10 protein-coding genes are annotated in these 19,719 nt (G+C 35.0%); 3 read left to right on the forward strand and 7 right to left on the reverse strand.

Annotation, left to right across the window (positions count from 1 at the left end):
• Nucleotides 1–28: 28 nt before the first annotated feature.
• Entirely contained in the window at nt 29–1,372 is a 1,344-nt protein-coding gene (locus KFZ70_RS11035) for an MFS transporter (protein WP_139698116.1), read from the reverse strand.
• Between the two features lie 86 nt (nt 1,373–1,458).
• Nucleotides 1,459–2,187, reverse strand: coding sequence for a hypothetical protein (locus KFZ70_RS11040; RefSeq protein WP_139698115.1), 729 nt, complete (start codon nt 2,185–2,187; stop codon nt 1,459–1,461).
• 350 nt (nt 2,188–2,537) lie between these two features.
• On the opposite strand from KFZ70_RS11040, the gene KFZ70_RS11045 reads away from it, so the two are divergent.
• Nucleotides 2,538–3,545 (forward strand): T9SS type A sorting domain-containing protein, encoded by a 1,008-nt coding sequence (locus tag KFZ70_RS11045; RefSeq protein ID WP_139698114.1) that lies wholly within the window; start codon nt 2,538–2,540, stop codon nt 3,543–3,545.
• A 53-nt stretch (nt 3,546–3,598) separates the two neighbouring features.
• On the opposite strand, the gene lysA is transcribed toward KFZ70_RS11045, so the two are convergent.
• Nucleotides 3,599–4,834 (reverse strand): diaminopimelate decarboxylase, encoded by a 1,236-nt coding sequence (gene lysA / locus KFZ70_RS11050; protein ID WP_139698113.1) that lies wholly within the window; start codon nt 4,832–4,834, stop codon nt 3,599–3,601.
• Nucleotides 4,835–5,042: 208 nt separating this feature from the next.
• Here lysA and sucC point away from each other — a divergent pair, with 208 nt between their 5' ends.
• Nucleotides 5,043–6,233 (forward strand): ADP-forming succinate--CoA ligase subunit beta, encoded by a 1,191-nt coding sequence (gene sucC / locus KFZ70_RS11055; RefSeq protein ID WP_139698112.1) that lies wholly within the window; start codon nt 5,043–5,045, stop codon nt 6,231–6,233.
• A 43-nt stretch (nt 6,234–6,276) separates the two neighbouring features.
• Here sucC and KFZ70_RS11060 read toward each other — a convergent pair whose 3' ends face one another.
• Nucleotides 6,277–6,546 carry a DUF1456 family protein gene (locus KFZ70_RS11060; protein WP_139698111.1) on the reverse strand — a complete coding sequence of 90 codons (270 nt, stop codon included), beginning with the start codon at nt 6,544–6,546 and terminating at the stop codon, nt 6,277–6,279.
• 374 nt (nt 6,547–6,920) lie between these two features.
• Between KFZ70_RS11060 and KFZ70_RS11065 the strand changes: the two genes are divergently transcribed.
• The gene (locus KFZ70_RS11065; protein WP_139698110.1) at nt 6,921–7,334 is read left to right on the forward strand and encodes a TerB family tellurite resistance protein; all 414 of its coding nucleotides are present in this window, start codon (nt 6,921–6,923) and stop codon (nt 7,332–7,334) included.
• A 55-nt stretch (nt 7,335–7,389) separates the two neighbouring features.
• On the opposite strand, the gene uvrB is transcribed toward KFZ70_RS11065, so the two are convergent.
• The 3 genes from uvrB to KFZ70_RS11080 form a co-directional block, all read right to left on the reverse strand.
• Nucleotides 7,390–9,393 (reverse strand): excinuclease ABC subunit UvrB, encoded by a 2,004-nt coding sequence (gene uvrB / locus KFZ70_RS11070; protein WP_139698109.1) that lies wholly within the window; start codon nt 9,391–9,393, stop codon nt 7,390–7,392.
• A gap of 27 nt (nt 9,394–9,420) precedes the next feature.
• Nucleotides 9,421–14,592, reverse strand: a complete 5,172-nt coding sequence (locus tag KFZ70_RS11075; protein WP_139698108.1) for a T9SS type B sorting domain-containing protein — start codon at nt 14,590–14,592, stop codon at nt 9,421–9,423.
• 138 nt (nt 14,593–14,730) lie between these two features.
• The gene (locus KFZ70_RS11080; protein WP_139698107.1) at nt 14,731–19,659 is read right to left on the reverse strand and encodes a T9SS type B sorting domain-containing protein; all 4,929 of its coding nucleotides are present in this window, start codon (nt 19,657–19,659) and stop codon (nt 14,731–14,733) included.
• Nucleotides 19,660–19,719: the final 60 nt, after the last annotated feature.

Here is a 19,719-nt window from a genome sequence, read left to right on the forward strand (position 1 = left end):
GCTAATGCTTTTAATAACGTAATAAATACTAGTAAGCACTAATACTATATTGAGTAAATTTTTTAATTGATTTTTTATGTTTCTTAAAGTTAATGAGTTGCATTAAAAAAAAGGCAATCAATGGTGACATGGCAATTATAATAAATACATATTCCCAATCCATAAGTTCTTTTAAGGTTCCAACAAGTCCAGAACCTATGGCTCTACCCGTATTTGATAGTGCCATGTAAAGGGTAAATTGTGTGGCGGCTACGGTTTTCCAGCACAATTGCATAGCCGAGGCAAAAATGGCTATGGTAAGAAAGGTATATCCTAAGTAATATAAGAGAATAAAGCTAAAAATAACTTTATCATTATTCCATATACTAGGTAAAAAAGAAAAGGAGGCTATTAAAACAATTAAGAAAATTAGATAAATTGAGAGCATTCGTTTTTTACCAAAAAAGTCTACTAAGGCTCCCCCAATGAACATACCAAAAAAACCAGCAACCACCGTTGTTATGGAATATACATTGGAATAGGAGGTATTGGTCCAATCTAGCTCTTGAATGGTAAATATGGGTAAAAGTGTGTCAATTAACCCATACATAATACCTAAAGTAAACATGGCGAATGCTAAAATAAGACTTGATGGTAAGATGGTTACTTTATAAATGCATCTAAAAATTTTAGTCCAACTCGTTAATTGCGCTTTCTTTGATATTGGAGACGCCTTTCCTTTTGACCACGGGGTTAGCTTTTCACCGGGTCGCTCTCTAAAACATATAGGTACTAGAATGATAAAAAAGGTACTTATAGACATTGAGGTAATGGCTGTTGAAAAACCCAATAGATTTATTAAAGTAGTACCAATAACTAATGATAAAGCTACGCCTATTGTTTTTGCGCCCCACATGAGTCCGTTTGCTCTAGCTTGTTCATTGACAGGTATAACATCTATAGCCATGCCGTCTGTGGCCACGTCTTGAAAAGCACCAAAAAAACTTATAAAAAAACCAGAAATCATTAAGCCAGTAATGTTATTTAAAGGGTCATGAATAAGGCCAATACTTAAAAAACTTAAAATAAGACCAATTTGGCCAAAAATCACCCATGGTCTTTTACGTCCCATGGATAATAAGGTAAAACGATCCATGAGAGGTGCAACCAGTATTTTGAAACTCCATGGAATTCCAATAACTGCTACAAAACTTGCAATTTCCATTGGAGATTTCTCGTTCATGGCTAACCAAGCCGGTATAGCAAAAAAGGTAATGCCCTCAGGTATACCCTGCGCAATGTATAGTACTGAAAATGTAATGTATCTTAATATGGCATTTTCTGTTAAAAATAAGCGATACTTATCTTTAAGATTTTTGGTTTTTAAATCCATGGAAAGTTGGTTAGGTAGAATGTAAAGCCTATTGACTATTTAATTAATAAAATGCCCAACAAACGTTGAGCATTTTATATGAATTACTAATTAGATAATTCTTTTTTAAGTGTATAAATATAAGCCCAATCAGACTCAACAGCACTTCTGAATTTTTCTCTAAGCTTGTCTGTTTTAGATTTGCCGTGGGCCTTTTCATAGACTTTCCAAACCCCATCTCGTACAACATCTAAATCTGAAAAACTATTAAAAGGAATTCCTATAAAATAATCAGCTACTTCTGGTGCTCCACCAACAACACTGTACCATCTACCACGGTTATCTCCTTCGGCTGCTTTCACAGCTTTTGAAATTTCACTTACCACCTCTTTAAAACTGGTTGAGTTATTGATTTTGACATTGTAAACCCAAACTAGTTTAATGTCTTCAGAAAAAGGTGCCGTCATACTAACACTGGGCATATACCGAGCAACGTTGTAATGTACACTCTTAACATGAGGCATAATAAATTTGGTCACAATCATACGACATTCTTTTCCTGCCGGATCAGGATCCTCATCCATTTCTGCCCAGTTAGCCATAATACTGGTCATGGTATATACATTGCCCTCGCCTTGCAGGCGTTTCCATATATTCCATTTGTCTTCACCATTGTTTTCTAGGTAACATGCTTTCCATGATTTTACACCTTCTACAAATTCAGCGTCATGCCCGGGCTTAACGGTAATCTCTGTGAGATTTAATAAAAAAGATTCGGTTTCTTGTGATGCCACTACTAGTGGGAGTAGAATCAATACATACAATAATTTTCTCATAATGTTGGTTGGTTTTAATTAATATTAAATAATGTGTTAAAATATTTTTAACACGATAATCTCATTAAAATCAATTCGGGGCAATCGGTTAAATCTTGCTATTTGAGAGAGAAGTAATAGTATGTGTATTATCACCGTTTTAAATATAGGTATTTTTTTGGTTATGAAAGCACTATTAAAAAAAAAGCTTTAACATTTTTTTATCGTCTTACTTAGTTTTATCACTAAAAACAGAGTTTTTAGTGATTTCAAGATATATTCTGCGTATGGACTGGTATTTACGATGTAAAGTTTTTTGTTTTACCTAAATTTGTTTTAATTTCAATTAAAACACTATAAATTAACTGCTTATGAGAACAAGATTACTATTTTTTTTATTTTTAGTACCAATCATACTTTCAGCGCAAAGCATTGATACATTTTTTAGTTTGCCAACAACACGGTATGCTGTGGTCACTACAAGTACTGCTTTAGATCAAAGTGCAAATGGAGAAAACGCTAATTGGGTTTTTAATAATTTAATGGCTTCTGGGATTACCTCAACCGATACGTATAAAGCTATTAGCCCAAGCGATCCAGAAGCTATAGCTTTTCCGGGAACAAATATGCTTTTAACAACTACTGATACGAACGCAGAAGAAATTAAGTTTTATGCCTCAGAGGGTGCCAATACTTTAGATGTTTCAGGAATAGAACTTATGGATTTAACGCTTCAATATGATGATTTAGGGTTGGTAGGCTCATTTCCTTATGCTTATAATACCAATAACGGTGGGAATAGTATTTCAGGGGATTTCTCTTACAGTGGAAACACGGGTACCTTTACGGGAATCTTAACCACCACAGTAGATGCCTACGGGTCATTATCTATGAATGATGTTGGTGGAGGTATCTATTCAGGAACAATAACTAGGCTTGAGTTAATTCAGCAAATGGAATTATTTGTAGGAATAAAAGTAGGAGACCTAATGCAAACCACTTATCATTATTACGATAATACTTCGGGAGAGTTGGTTTTTAGATCTACCCAGGTTGAGTTAACAAGTGGTATTATTGGTAATCGGTCATTCACAATAATGGAGAGTCTGATTATGTCTCCTTTAAGTGCAAATTTTGGTGACAAGGAAATTACCTCGTGGTTTCATGTTAGCAAAAATCCAGTAGATGATGTCTTATCTTTTTATTTAGATGAACGAGTGAACGTATATGATATTTTAGTATATGATTTAGAAGGAAAAGAGGTTATTAAAGGATTAGCTAACAATGCCATTGAAGTACGTTTTTTGGAAGCAGGTTGGTATATCATCACTTTAAAAACAGATTTTGGTATTGTATCTGAAAAATTTATAAAGAAATAAATCTCACATAGCCTCAAAAAAAAAGCGTTTCTTTAAGGAAACGCTTTTTAAGTTTAAACTGTTGTTGGTTTTTCTTTTTTCTTTGAGAAATCAATAGCAATTTGATTTCTTAATATATCATCAAAAGTTTCAGCTTTTCTAATGACATGTGCTTTGTCATTATACCATAAAACTTCTGCAGGCCTAAACCTAGAATTATAATTACTAGCCATAGAGAAACAATAGGCCCCAGCATTTTTAAAACAAAGAATATCGCCTTCGGTTATCTCATTAATACGTCTGTTATTTCCAAAGGTATCCGTTTCGCAAATGTAGCCTACAACAGTATAAAATCGCTCTCTTCCGCTTGGGTTAGAGATATTAACAATATCATGATGAGAACCATAGAACATCGGTCTTATTAAATGATTAAAACCAGAATCTATCTGCGCAAATACTGTTGAGGTAGTTTGCTTAACAGCATTTACTTTTACCAAAAAGTTACCAGACTCACTTACTAAAAATTTACCAGGTTCAAAAGCTAAGGTGAGATCCTTACCATATTCCTTACAGAAATCATTGAATCGAGATGATAACTTTTTACCTAATTCTTCAATATTGGTTTCAATATCACCAGCTTTATAGGGTACTTTGAAACCAGAACCAAAATCAATAAAATCTAAATTTTTAAATTGCTTGGCGGTTTCAAATAAAATTTCACTGGCATATAAAAATACCTCAATATCTAAAATATCACTACCCGTATGCATATGAATACCGTTGATAGTCATTTTAGTATTTTCAACAATTCTTAATATATGTGGAATTTGATGTATTGATATACCAAATTTAGAATCGATATGTCCAACCGAAATATTAGCATTTCCACCCGCCATAACATGCGGATTTATTCTGATGCACACAGGAACATTAGGGTGTTTTGTTCCAAATTGCTCCAGAATGGATAAATTGTCAATATTGATTTTTACACCTAACTGAGCGGCTTCTTCAATTTCGTCTAGGGAAACGCCATTGGGTGTAAATATAATTTGGTCAGGAGAAAAACCAGCAGCTAAACCTAGTTGCACTTCCTGAATAGAAACCGTATCAATGCCAGAACCAAGCGATTTAAAAAGTTTTAATATAGATATATTAGACAATGCTTTAACCGCATAATTAAGTTTTAATTTTTTTACATCTTTAAAGGCGTCTGTTAATCGTTTGTACTGCGACTCAATTTTTGCCGCATCATACACATAAACCGGACTTCCTAAATCTTGTGCTATTTTTAGCAATTGATTTTCCAACATAATTTTCAAATTTTTGCCAAAGATATACCTTTGTGATTGATAATAAAGTAAAGCTTAAAAAATTATACAAAATAAACAAATTGTTAATTATTTAACAATGTAGCGTTAAGTTAATGAACAAAAGTTGTTTAAAGTTTTCACAAATTAATATTAGGGTAAGTAAGTGCGATTATTTACATTTGTGATTCTTAAAACATTTAAGCAAATTATGAATTTACACGAATATCAAGGTAAAGAAATATTAAGCAGTTTTGGAGTGCGTATCCAGCGTGGTATTGTTGCCCAAAATGCACAAGAAGCAGTTGCAGCTGCAAAGCAGTTAACCAATGAAACAGGTACTAGCTGGCATGTCATTAAAGCCCAAGTTCATGCAGGAGGACGTGGAAAAGGAGGCGGAGTAAAACTAGCCAAAAATCTTAAAGAAGTTGAGCAAATTGCTGGACAAATTATAGGAATGGATTTGGTAACACCGCAAACTTCCGCAAAAGGGAAACGTGTACATCAGGTGTTAGTTGCTGAAGATGTTTATTACCCTGGCGAAAGTGAAACAGATGAGTTTTATATGTCGGTTTTATTAAATAGAGGTACAGGACGTAATATGATTATGTATTCTACTGAAGGAGGTATGGATATTGAGACGGTAGCCGAGGAAACACCACATTTAATATTTACTGAAGAAGTAGATCCTGCTGTAGGGTTAATGCCATTTCAAGCTAGACGTATTGCTTTCAATTTAGGTTTATCAGGTACGGCATTTAAAGAAATGACCAAATTTGTGATGGCTTTGTATACGGCTTATGTAAAATCAGATTCATCTTTGTTTGAAATTAATCCTGTGTTGAAAACCAGTGATAATAAAATTATGGCGGTTGATGCCAAAGTAACCATAGATGATAATGCTTTATACAGACATAAAGATTACGTGAATTTAAGAGATTTGCGTGAAGAAAACCCTATTGAAGTTGAGGCCAAAGAAGTTGGATTGAATTATGTTGATCTTGACGGAAACGTGGGATGTATGGTAAATGGTGCAGGTTTGGCTATGGCAACAATGGATTTAATTAAGCAAGCAGGAGGGGAGCCAGCAAACTTTTTAGATGTAGGAGGAACAGCTGATGCAGCGCGTGTTGAGGCAGCTTTTAAAATTATATTGAAAGATCCAGCAGTAAAGGCTATTCTTATTAATATATTTGGAGGTATTGTAAGATGTGATCGTGTAGCGCAAGGTGTTATTGATGCTTATAAAAACATGGGCAATATAAACGTGCCAATCATAGTACGTTTACAAGGTACTAATGCCGATATTGCTAAAGAATTAATTGATAATTCAGGTCTAGCTGTTTTAAGTGCTACCGAGTTTCAGGAAGCAGCAGACAAAGTACAAGAAGTACTTGCTTAGTTACGCTTGTAATAAAACGACTTATAATAAGTATAAAGAGCAATCACCAAGGTTGCTCTTTTTTTATACGTTCTTCTTTTTTATCTTTTTTATTAGGCATAGGGCCTCTCAAATGAATTACCAAACCGTTTAAAAAATTTCTAAGAATTTGATCCCCACATTCCATGTATTTGGGGTGATCTTCTCGTCTAAAAAAAGCTCCAAGTTCGCTTTTAGAAATTCTAAAATCAACCAGAGCTAAAATCTTAACAATATCATCGTCACGGAGCTTTAAGGCCACCCGTAATTTTTTTAAAATATCATTATTTGTCATATTAATAATTTAGGAGGGTTTATGGGGGATGTATTTCATCGATTTACTACAAAACACAGCACAAAATTGACGTTTTTATAAGGTAGTAAAGATACTTGAAAAATCCGCTCTAAAAAAACGAGGCGTAGATTATATATTTTTTAATTCAACATATTGATTATCAGTGCTTTTTGTTCGGTTTATAAAAGGGGGATGTACAGTTTTTAAATTGATGAATAGCACTTTTGTTAGATAAACAAATTTATATTTTTGATGAACTTAGAGAAAACTACGATAAACGGCTAGCTACTTTTCGACGATTTGCGTTTAAGCTCGATTATTAAAGGGAACTTCTGCGTAACTTTATATTGTAATTAATTAATCCCTACTCCAAGATGATCAATAGAGTCGAAAAATTGAGTCTTTTGTCTGAAATGATAGCATTTGCCAAGTATGACAAAGACATAAAAAAGATAGAGTATAATTTTTTGCTTGGTGTTGCCAAACAATTAGATATTTCACGTGAAGATTTTGAATATCTTATTGAGCATCCTGTTTCTTATACGCATTTAAAATCGCATAGTGAACGCATTGTGCAGTTTCATCGTTTAGTACTTTTAATGAATATTGAACAAAAATTTGGAGAAGATATTAATTCAAAAGGACGTATCAAATTATATAACTTCGGATTAAGAATGGGGTTAAGTCATGAGTCTATTAGTAAAGTGCTTTATTTAATGGAAAGTTTTCCTAATAATATTGTGCCCCCAGATGTGTTGATTGACATATTCAAAACCCAATATAATTAAGGATTTCTAAAAAGGTTTTTGATGTGTTATTAGTTAAATGAAGCTAAAAGTAAAATTATACTTTTAGCTTTTCTAATTTTTCTTGACAGCCTTTAATTTCATCACGCAGTTTAGCAGCAACAATAAAGTCCAATGCTTTGGCTGCTTCTTCCATAAGTTTTCGTTTTTCCCTTATTTTCTTTTCTAATTCAGGCTTACTTAAATAGGCGCTTTCTGGTTCAGCAGCCTTGGACGCTTCCAGCTCATAACTATACGTACTTACAGAGTTTTTGGCTAAGGCATTATCTAAACTTTTGTTTAAAGCTTTTGGGGTTATGTTGTTTTCGGTGTTGTAAGCAATTTGTTTTTCTCTGCGGTAGTTTGTTTCATCAATGGTTTTTTGCATGCTGTTTGTAATTTTATCTGCATACATAATAGCTTTACCATTTAGGTTTCTTGCTGCTCTACCCACGGTTTGCGTTAAGGAGCGGGTTGAACGTAAAAAACCCTCTTTGTCGGCATCTAAAATAGCGACCAAAGAGACTTCGGGTAAATCAAGCCCTTCTCTTAGTAGATTCACACCAACTAGAACATCAAAAAGTCCTTTTCTCAAGTCTTGCATAATCTCAACACGCTCTAGGGTGTCTACATCGCTGTGAATATATCGACATCTTATTCGAATACGATCTAAGTATTTGGTCAATTCTTCTGCCATACGCTTGGTAAGTGTGGTCACCAAAGTACGTTCATCTTTCTCAACACGCTGCTGAATTTCTTCAATTAAATCATCTATTTGATTGAGACTTGGTCTTACTTCAATAATAGGATCTAACAATCCTGTAGGGCGGATAATTTGTTCTACATAAATGCCATCAGATTTTTCTAATTCGTAGTCTGCAGGTGTGGCACTTACATAAATCACTTGATTTTGCAACGCTTCAAATTCTTCAAATTTTAAGGGTCTATTGTCCATAGCAGCAGGAAGTCTGAAACCATATTCTACTAAATTTTCTTTTCTGCTTCTATCGCCGCCATACATGGCATGGACTTGAGAGATTGTAACATGACTTTCATCTACAACCATTAGGAAATCATCAGGAAAATAATCTAATAAACAAAAAGGGCGGGTACCAGGCTGTCTGCCATCTAAATACCTGGAATAGTTTTCAATACCAGAGCAATATCCTAGTTCACGTATCATCTCTAAATCAAACTCCGTACGTTCTTTTAAACGTTTGGCTTCAAGATGTTTTCCTATGTCCTTAAAATAGTCATATTGTTTAACTAAATCATCTTGAATGTCTTTAATAGCATCTTGAAGAACCTCAGGCGATGTAACAAACATATTTGCCGGATAAATATTTAAACGGTCATATTTCTCAACAATTTGGTTTGTTTGGATGTTAAAGGATTCAATATCTTCAATCTCATCACCAAAAAAATGAATTCTGAAGGCATCATCTGCATAACTCGGAAAAACATCTACTGTATCGCCTTTAATTCTGAAATTTCCATGGTTGAATTCATGTTCCGTTCTAGAATATAAACTTTGAACAAGTTGATGCAGTAATTTTGTTCTTGAAATTTCCTGATCGCGTTCAAGTGAAATAACATTTTTTTGAAACTCAACGGGATTTCCAATACCATATAAACAAGACACAGAAGCCACGACCAAAACATCTCGTCTTCCCGAAAGCAGCGAAGACGTTGTACTCAATCGCATTTTTTCAATTTCTTCGTTTATAGATAAATCTTTCTCAATATAAACACCCGAAACGGGAATATAAGCCTCGGGTTGGTAATAATCATAATACGACACAAAGTATTCTACAGCATTATCTGGGAAAAACTGCTTGAATTCTGAGTACAGTTGTGCTGCCAACGTTTTATTGTGTGCCAAAACCAAAGTAGGTCTTTGTACTTCTTGAATCACATTGGCAACGGTGAAGGTTTTTCCAGACCCAGTAACACCAAGAAGTGTTTGATACTTTTCATTGGCTACAATACCATCGGCAAGCTGCTTTATAGCTTGGGGCTGATCACCTGTAGGATCAAATTCAGATTTGATTTTAAATTTCATTCTGCAAAATTACGCAAAATAAAGAAGCTAACGTTTTAATGTAAAGTGTCCTGAAAAAGTTCTGCCATCTTCAAGCACCACTCTAAACCAATAGTCGTCTGTAGGTAATCTATACCCATTAAGCGTACCATCCCAGCCATCAGAAGCTACCGATAATTGTTTTAACAGTTTTCCGTAACGATCAAAAATAAGTACGGTAGTATTAGGCTGAAATGCTGCATTAACGCCTTTTATTTTCCAGGTGTCATTGAAGCCGTCTCCGTTTGGTGTGAAAAATTTATCATAGCCAATCACAGAAATTTTCAAGCTAGCTGTACCACAAATTTTATCGCGCACATGAATGGTATGAAATCCAGGTCTTACGTTTTCAAAATAAGGTTCCTCTTGGTAATTTATAAAGTTGGAGTTTTCTAATTGTAATGCATATTCATAGTCACCTCTGCCTAAATGTGTGGGGTCAATGCTAACCGAATTGTTTTCTTTGATATCTTCAATAGTCACATCATCTTGGGTGATTGTTGCTAATTCAGAGGCATCAACAAAAATGGTTTCAGATCTAGAACATCCCGTTCCATCAGTTTTTGTGAGTGTTACCGTATAGGTGCCAGGAGTTGAAACGGTAATGGTACTTTGATTTGAAACAAACTGATTAACGGTTGAACCGTCTAAACTTGTCCAATACCATTCATAATTAAAGGTCTCGGTTATATTTGCTTCAATGGGATCCAAAATAATTGAGAATGTAGGATCTGAAGAACAAACAATTTGAGGTGTTTCAACCGTAAAATTAGGCAGTGGGTTAACAATTATCTCTATATTAGTGTTTGCATAACACATAGGATTTATCGGATTGATAACACGAACTTGAATGGTTTGCGTGGCCGATATGATAGGGTTGGGCAATGCTGTGGCATCTACAATCTGTCCTCCGTTTTCGTCTATATAATCATAATAAATTTCCATACCAGATTGATTTCCAAGAATAGTATTGGTGAAACTAGAGGTGTCAAATGAGCTATAGCCATCATTATCAATATCTCCAAGCGCTCCATCACAAACTTCAATAGGTAAAATTGGGTTGGCAACTGGTTGTGCATCTACAATAAACTCAAGGGAGGTTTGATCAAAACAAGCACCATCAGAGTCGTTAGAAATGTTGTTAGTTACTACAATTGAAATGGTTTGACTCTCTGTTATAAAGGGATTAGGAAGCGGGCTACTCAGTGTGTTTCCTTGTTCGTCAAAATAAGTGATACTTACGTTGGCTGGGTTTTGATTGCCTAAGATAGTACTTTCAATTTGAGACGTATCAAAAGGGTAAGATAAGACTGTATCAGATAGATCATAATCACATTGTCTTGCTATGGTAACAGGATTGGCAACAGGAAGTGCTTCAACAATGAGTAAATCAGGAAAAACCTCTAACCCCAGACAATCATTATCTAGGTCACTTTTTACCCGAACCCATATATCTTGACGATTAGGTGAATTACTATTTTGATGCGCAGAAATATCAGGAATTTCATTCGTTTCTAATTCTGCGTCTAATTGGCTTTCAAAAAAGTGAACCGATACGTTTAATGATGGAAAAAGTACATCATTTATATGGGTTCTCATATCAGAAAAATCAAAGCTTGAAATGCCGTCTCTTACATCAGTACCGTCATCACATTCATAGTAGGTGTTTGGTGTATAATTAGTAAGTGCTGTACCCGATGGATTAACCTGTAGTTCTAAAGAAACTTCTTGGTGGCATCCATTGGAGTTTTCAACTCTAATCCAAACGGTCTCATTTGAAAATCCAACAGCATCTTGATAAGCTTCTGGACTAGTAATGGCATTGGTACCCATTTCAGCATCAAGTTGCGTTTCAAAATAGGTGAATACTAAACTTTCAGCCCCATAATTCGGGTTAATTTCAGTTTTTATGTTATCTAAAGTAAGATTAAAAAACGCCTGCCCGTCGTTAGAAGCATCATCACATTGCTTATAGGTGCTCGGAGTACTTACTAAAGGTAGGTCGTAAATAGTAAGAATTACTTCATCTGAATATAACCCACAGGAATTTCCTGCTCTATCTAACTTTACTCGGTATACATTGTTATTAAAATTGGCAGGTGCATTTGAAAAACTCAGCGTATTGGTTTGAGTGCCACTGTATATGGCATCATCTGAAATTACAGACCAATTTATACCATCTGTACTCACTTCCCATTGAAATAATTCAGCCTCAATTGATTCCACAAAGATTTGACCAGCATCTAACAAGCAAATAGGTGTATTTATAGGTTGGGTTGTTATAGCGAGCGGAGCAAAATTCAGGTAGTCTGCATTTGGTATGGTGTAGCCATCACCATTGGCATTATTTACGAGACCATTGGCATCAACTGTTGGGATATTGTCGCCTAGAAAATCATCACCGTTTACATCTGAAAAACCAGCCTCAATCACATCACTACAGCTGTCTCCATCAGCATCAGCATCACGATAAGAAAATATACCATCGGCATCAGTGTCATCGAGTGTATAGCCTATAAGATTGCTGTCAGGACTCGTTTCAGCAGTATCAATCCATCCATTAGAACCAAAATCTGGACCGTCAACCACGCCGTTTAAATCGGTGTCAGAAAAATTGCCAAGTTGACCTGTTTCGATTAAATCGGTAATACCATCATTATCACTATCTAGATCAAGGTAATCAGGAATACCGTCATTATCTGAATCTACAGGTGTTATATTTATATCAAAAATATCGTCCAGCCCATTTAGATCTGCATCAGTATCAGATAAGGTTATTAACAAGCCTTGGTTTTCAATGCTATCTGGTATACCATCATTATCACTGTCTAAATCCAAGGAATCAGGAACACCATCAAGGTCTGAATCTTTTTTGAAACAGGTTAAGGATATATTGGCTTGAAAATTAGAGCTGTTCGATAAATTGCTTAGTCTATGAATGAATTCCAATCCATTTACTTGATTTGCGAAAATCTCAAATGGAGTGGAGCCCGTTGCGGCAGGGTTATGTTTAAAGTGAATCTCAGAACCTGAAATTTGTGTAATACCAGTTTCAAAAAGACCATCAAAATTAGAATCTACAAGTAGTCTGTCATCAGGATCTACCAAAGTAATGTTTTTATTAGCTGGAAAAATTTTAACAACAAAATATTCACCATCTACGGAAGAATGCGTGTAGCTAGTGTCTTCAGATAGTTTAACATTTACAGGTTCTGTAAATGTCATAGAATAGTTTCCCTCTGCACTTGCAGCAGCTTCTACCTTACTTGTAAAGTTTCCTAAATTATTACCAACAAAGGTGTTGGAGCCATTAGAACTACTACTGGTAGCATATATTCCGCTGGTAATTGATGAATTAGTAGTAGTATCCTGAAATTCTAAAATTGGATTGTTTAAATTGTTTAGATTGATAGTCACATCACCTCTGGATTCTGTACAATTTAGTATTCCATCGTTATCATTATCAATATCTAAGTTGTCTATAATACCATCATTATCATTATCATCTGGACAAATACTCACAGGAACTTCTATTGATTCAAGAAAACCACCATTACAGGGTAGTTCTCCTACTAGTTTATATTTTCCTGGAAGTGTTGGTGTTATGAATGAATCTGTTATGGGCAATATAATATACCCTGATCCGTCATCAAATTGCCATTCAAAGCTTTCAAAGTTTAGCGCATTTGCAACAGATAGTGTTAAGTTGTTGCCAATACAATTCCCTAAGATAGCATGTTGTACATCAAAATTAAATTCTGGTTTAGACTGAAACCCAGAATAGAAACTACCTGACGTTGCAGCACCATTTTGATTAAAATAGGCAACATACAACTCATCATCACCTTGAACGGAAACATTTCCTGTTAGACCAGTTACTTTATAAGTAACGTAATCTGTGTTTCCTATAACACTGCTCGGACCTATGGTAGAGAAGTTGGATAAAGCTTGATTATTAACCGTAACATTGGCACCCGTTTTAGTGACAATAGAAATACCTCCATTATAGGTAAGATTTCCAATTTTGTCAATACTTGCAATATTATCTATGTTTCCTCTGGTTTCACAGCTTAGCGGTGGTACAAAGAACATACCTTGGTTAGCTTCACTTGGTTGACCATTGGTATTTAAACCTCCAACACCTTGATACATAAATGTGTCTTCAGAGGTTTCTACGTACATGTTACCATTTATGTAATAATTACCTTCAATAACATAATGCTCACCAGCATTTAGTGTTGTTACAGGATTGGCTGCTCCATTAATTGTTATTGATGTGTTATCATAATGCGCAACAACCAAAACGTTTTCCCAACTATCATTTCCATTACCTCTTACAAAAATATATTCTTTACCTACTTTAGAAAGTCCAGCAATTTGATCTATTCCATAATCTCTACCACCACCATTATGAAAACTCCCATTGGCCGAACCACAGTTTACTGCTATGGGCTTATCCGATGTAATTAGAGACCCTATGAGCCCAACTTTATTATTAGTAGGGTGTACCGCGGAATAACTATTCATTGCAATACAGTAGCTTTCTCCTTTGTTCAGAACTATCTCATACGGAAATGTACGATTAAAGTTTTCTACTTCTGTATTATTTGAAATGCCTGAAAAATGTACAGTGGTTAAATCCTCGGTAGCCATTACAGATAAAAAACTTAGTAAGTTTTCCGAAGGTGTTCCATTATTGTTTATTATTCTACCAGCCTGATTAGTGAAAGCACCTATTCTAAACGTTTTGTCCAAAGCGGAAATCCCTTTACTCACTAAAGCACCAGCTTGAGCGCCTCCAGCATTCATTCTTACGGATACATAAATAGGTGCCTCGGCTTCAATAATGTAACCTTTGTTACTATAAACAGTACTTGTAGAGCCACGTGGAATGAACAATTGGGTGTTATCTCCCCCAGTTAAAGAAACTATTTCAACCTGAGGTGCGGTATTGGAAACAGACCCGGTAATAGTTGCTCCACCTACTTCAGTAATTGTATATGGCACTAAAGAAGAATTAGGGGTAGATATATAAATATATTGATCTTGGGGAATTGCATTATCAGGTCCACTTGTTAAAGGAGGGATATAATGTGTTTTGCTTAATTGTGCAAATACGAAGTTTCCTATAAGCAGATAAAACACAAACAATAGAGGCTTGATATGATGGGGAGTCTGCATTTTTTATAATTAGTATTCTTAATTAATTAGTTTAGGGTGTTAAAAATATGCTTTTTAAGCATATAAGACTTAAGAAAACTAAAAAGGTTTATCCTTTTCTGTTAAAATGATAAAAACAAACGATTTCCGTTAAAAATTTTATCGTTTTAATGCAAAATGACCTCTTACATCAAAGGTGTTTCCATTTTGAACAATCTCAGCATGAAACCAGTAGTCGTCTGATGGCATGTTTTGTCCGTTGTAGGTACCATCCCAACCAGGAGAATTATGTTGAAGTGTTTTTAACAGCTTACCATAGCGGTTAAAAATATGTAAGCTTGATCCTGGGAGTTGCTCTGCTCCAATAATATGCCAGGTATCATAAAATCCATCACTATTGGGCGTGAAAAACTTAGGAATATCATAAACAAATACATTTTGAGATACATCCATGCATCCGTTTAAATCTTTTACCGTAACAAGATGATTACCAAACGATACATTTTCAAAAACATGTGATGTTTGCGGTGTGCCCCCATCCAAGATAAATACATAATTTCCAATGCGGTTGTTGTTAATCTCAACGGTAATGCTATTGGGATCAGAAAAATTCACGGTAGAGGTTAAGTTAATTTCTGCTTCATCAGAAGCCAGAACAGTAAATGTTTTATTGTTTTCGCAGTCTCCCGTAATATAAGGGCGAGTTACATGTACCCATAAATCTAAACGTCCACTGTTTAGGTCTGAAGGCTGTACCACAATAGAAGGGGTGGTTTCACCTGTAGACCATTCATAAATATCATCAGGGAAACCAGTGTCTGCAATTATTTCTACAGGGAAATTGTTACATAGTGGTACAATATCTTCAATGGCAATATTTGGAATGGGATTAATGGTTAAATTGAAGCTTGTAACATCGTAACATTCTGTGGTGTTGTTTTCTACTCGAGCAAAGATAGTTTCTTGGTTATAACCAGCATATGATGTATTTAAAGGGTTTAAATTATCAGATGCATCTTCTAAGTTTTGATGAAAGCTTACCGTGAAATCATTTGAATTTTGAGAGCCTAAAATATCATTTTCATTATCTAAAAGATTAAAAATAAGAGTATCCGTTTGGTTGGTGTTATCATCACAATATACTAAGTTAGATGGGGCATATGCCACGGGATTGGGGTTTATATTCAACGTGAATGATGTTATAATAGGGCAGCCTGTTAGATTATTGGATATTCTAACAAAAAAGGTATGTTGGTTGGAGGTATAATTAAAACTTCTGTTTAAAGGAGCTGTATTATTTTGTGCATCGGCAATGGTTTCATGGTAGGATATAGTAACAAGGCTTAGGTTATTAACAATCCTGTTGTCAACTAAAGATAAATCATAGGTGTTTGTTGGGTTATCACAGATGTCAATGGTACCTATGATATTGAATTCTGGCGGTATATTTACTACTAAATTTAAGGGAATAACACTAAAGCAAGTTGTTAATGTATTGGCTACTTTAATGTAAACGGTTTGCGTTTCAGATATAAAGTTAGTAGGATTTGTAATTTCATTGGAATTATCTAAGCCATCCTCCTGATTGATGTCTTCAAAATTTTCAAAATAGTTAATGATTAAATTGCTTTGAACTCTATCTAAAATCTGAAAATTTGCTGTGGTTAAATCAAAGTTTGTAATACCATCATAATCGGCATCACAATTCATCATATCTGAGGCCTCAGTAATATTTGGTGCGGCTAATATATTGATGCCTAATTCTTCAATAACATGACACAGTGAATTGTTGTTTTCTATTCTAACATATAGGGTTTGAGGATTGGTAATATTAGTATAGCTTGAGTTTACTGGATTTAAATTATTATCAGCATAATCAAAAGTTTCGTGGAATGAAATGGTTAAATCATCAGTCATGCCTTGCCTGATTTCTTGGGCTTTTTCATCTAAATTAAATAGATGTTTTCCATCATTACTATCGTCGTCACAAATGGTATAATTACTAAATGCATTATAAATAGGATTTGGAGAAACCAGTATGGTAAATGATGCCGTTTCAAAACAAGACGCATCGGTGCTATTTTCAACCCGAACATAGATAGTCTGCGGACTTGAGGTATTCTGGTAAGATTCTTTATCAATAGGCATTGTAAAACTACTATCTTCAAAATAGAATACCTCTTTACCTGCTTGCCCATTTAATATTTCATTGTCTTTTTCAGAAAAAGTAAAATTGGAAACACTTGTCCCTGAGGGCTCACAGATTTTGTAATCGGTTATGGTTGGTATTATAGGTAAGGTGTTAACTATAACTTCAAATGGTACTATAGCATAGCAGTTTGTGCCACTTACTATATCTTCAACGCGCGTATAAATGGTTTGGGTATTTGACGTGTACGCTGTTCTTTCACTTTCAGGAATTTCGTTGGTTTTATTATCGGCGTCTTCATACGTGGTAAAAAAATCAATATCTAATCCAGAGGTGCTAGAAACAATTTCAGATATTTTATTGTTAAGGTTTACAATTGAAATACCATCTTGGTCATCATCACAAACCACAATATTTGTAGGTTCAGTGGTTGTAGGCGCTGTAAATACTTCTATTCTAAAAGGATTTACCGTAGAACAGCCCGAAGCTCCCAAGCTGGTTATTCTGGCATAAAGTGTTTCAACGGGATCGTCGTTTACAAAATAACGGGGTAATTGATTTGACGTGTTATTATTATCGGCATCAACTTGATTAGCAAAATACGATACGGTAAAGTTTGTGTTACCTCCAGTAATAATACCATCAAGAGATTCTAAATCTATACTAGTAATACCATCGTCATCATTATCGCAATACGGGATAACCACGTTGTTGAATAGTAATATAGGATTTATTAATAATGTAATTTCTGTTTCTTGGATACAACTTCCATCGTCAATGGTAATATATAAGAGGCTTGGGCTAAGTGCTGCGTAAAGCTGTGATTTGTCTAGGGCATTAGTGCCGTTATTTCTATCAGATTCACTTTGGTAAAATGTAACATTTATAGAGTTTGGAAGTCCGTTTGGAGTATCTAGATTATTGGCAATAGAACTTTCAACCGTAAAAAGGTTAAAATCTAAAGAGTTAGTTGAGTCTGTATCATTATCGCATAAAGCAAAGTCGCCTATATCGGTACCAGTTAAAAGTAAGTTAGTATGTATTTCAAAAGGAATGACGGAGGCACATTGGGTATTATCATCTAAAACCCTTAAATAAAGTGTGGCAAATCCAGGTTCTGGACTTCCGTTAGTGTATTCATAGTTGGTTACATTTGTAATAGGGTTAATACCAGCCTCGGCATCAGAAATAGAAGAATGAAATGTTGGCGTAACTTGAGTTAATCCGCCCAGAATAGCCGGGAGTACTTCTGTTAAATCGAAAAAAGCATTTCCATTTAAATCGCTATCGCAAGCATTTAAATATTGAGGTTCTCGGTTTACTATAGGGCTTGTTGTAATATTAATGTTTAAAGTTGTTGTTGTGGTGCAGCCCGTATTACTATTGATAACCCTTGCAAATACCTGATCTGATGGAGTGTTGGTATTTCTATAAGGCATGGAAATGGGGTTATTACCATTAGAAGCATCGAAGGCTGTGTAATGATAGGTGACTCTTAAGTTACTATCACCAGAGGTGATTTCGTCATTTTTTTCGGTTAAGTCAATGTCAGTTCTGCCATCTGGTTGCTCATCAGCATCACAAATATCTAAATCTGAAGGCGGTGTAATTGAAGGTCTGCTATTAACAACTAAATTAAAACTAGAGAATGCAAAACACCCTGAACTACGATCTTCTATTCGTATAAAAATGGTTTGGGGGTTTGTTGTGTTTTGAATAGGAGAGGTAATTGGGTTTTGATTGCTTCTTGCTTCGGTTTCAGAATAATGATAACTAAACAATGGATTTGAAAACGGGGCATTTGAAAGGACTTCTGAATTTTTTTGATTCAAATCAAACGTTTCAATTTGATCACCGCTAGCATCATCACATAATTCAAAATCCAATAATGGATTCATAGCTTCTTCGGTGTTTAAAACCACAGTTATTTCATCTGTTTCAACACAATCATTACCATTAACGGGTACGGTAACTTCTACCCTGTAAGTGCCATTTTGGGTTGCTATAAAGCTAGAACTAGTGCTTCCTGTTATAACTGTATTATCTCGATACCAAACATATGATGCCAAAGGATTATTAATATCGGCATTTAGGGTAACGGAGCCCGAACAGGTTGATACGTCTTCACCTAAATCTAAAACTCTAAAACTATCACCTTCAATAAACACTGCCGAATCAAAACCACCATTTAAAGAATCTGTTTGATCGGCTATAATGAGTTTAATATGGTAGGTCACATTGGGTTGAATAGTTCCTGAAGCTGTTAGTATTGTAGTTCTCCCATTATAATTGGTGTCACCAATGCCGTAACCTTCAAAATATTGTTCGTTTTCGGGAGGACAAATACCGAAAATTTCATCGTGAATGGTGTTGGTGTTTACGGGGATTGAGGTTCCTGGAATGAGTGCTATATTTTGATACGGATCGTTTGTACCTGCTTCCTTTATAAGAAACACAAAACCATCTGAAAATTGACAGGGGTAGGTGTCATAATATTCTTCTGAAGCCAATAAATAATTAAATTGAAACTGATTAGAAATGGATACAAAATCAAATTCAATAGCCGTAGCATTTACATAACCATTAGTAGTTCCTAAGGCAGTTTCTAAATCTGGATCTGATCCCCACGAAGCAGAACCATCACTAAGCGCGGCAGACTGTTCCGTATTTCCGCCTGAAGCAACAGCACCAGTAGAGAGCATGATACCATTTTCAAAAGGAAAATTGGAGTTGCCTCTTTCAAAATAGCCATAACTTGAAAATCCACTTGATGCTCCATTTACAGAAGAGGTAATATTACTGATGTCAACACAACCGTCAACAAGATTATCTTGTATTAAGGTTTCTAGATCAACACCATCATTTACAGATATTTGCTGAGAATAGGCTGTGTTGGCTAAGCAAAGTAGAATACATATAACATAATAAACAAATCTCATTGCTTGTAGGTTTTTCAATTTGGTTTCTCAGCAAAAATAAACATGCCATTTATAGTGTCG

Source organism: Allotamlana fucoidanivorans (genome assembly GCF_045788535.1).
In the GTDB taxonomy this organism is placed as follows: domain Bacteria; phylum Bacteroidota; class Bacteroidia; order Flavobacteriales; family Flavobacteriaceae; genus Allotamlana; species Allotamlana fucoidanivorans.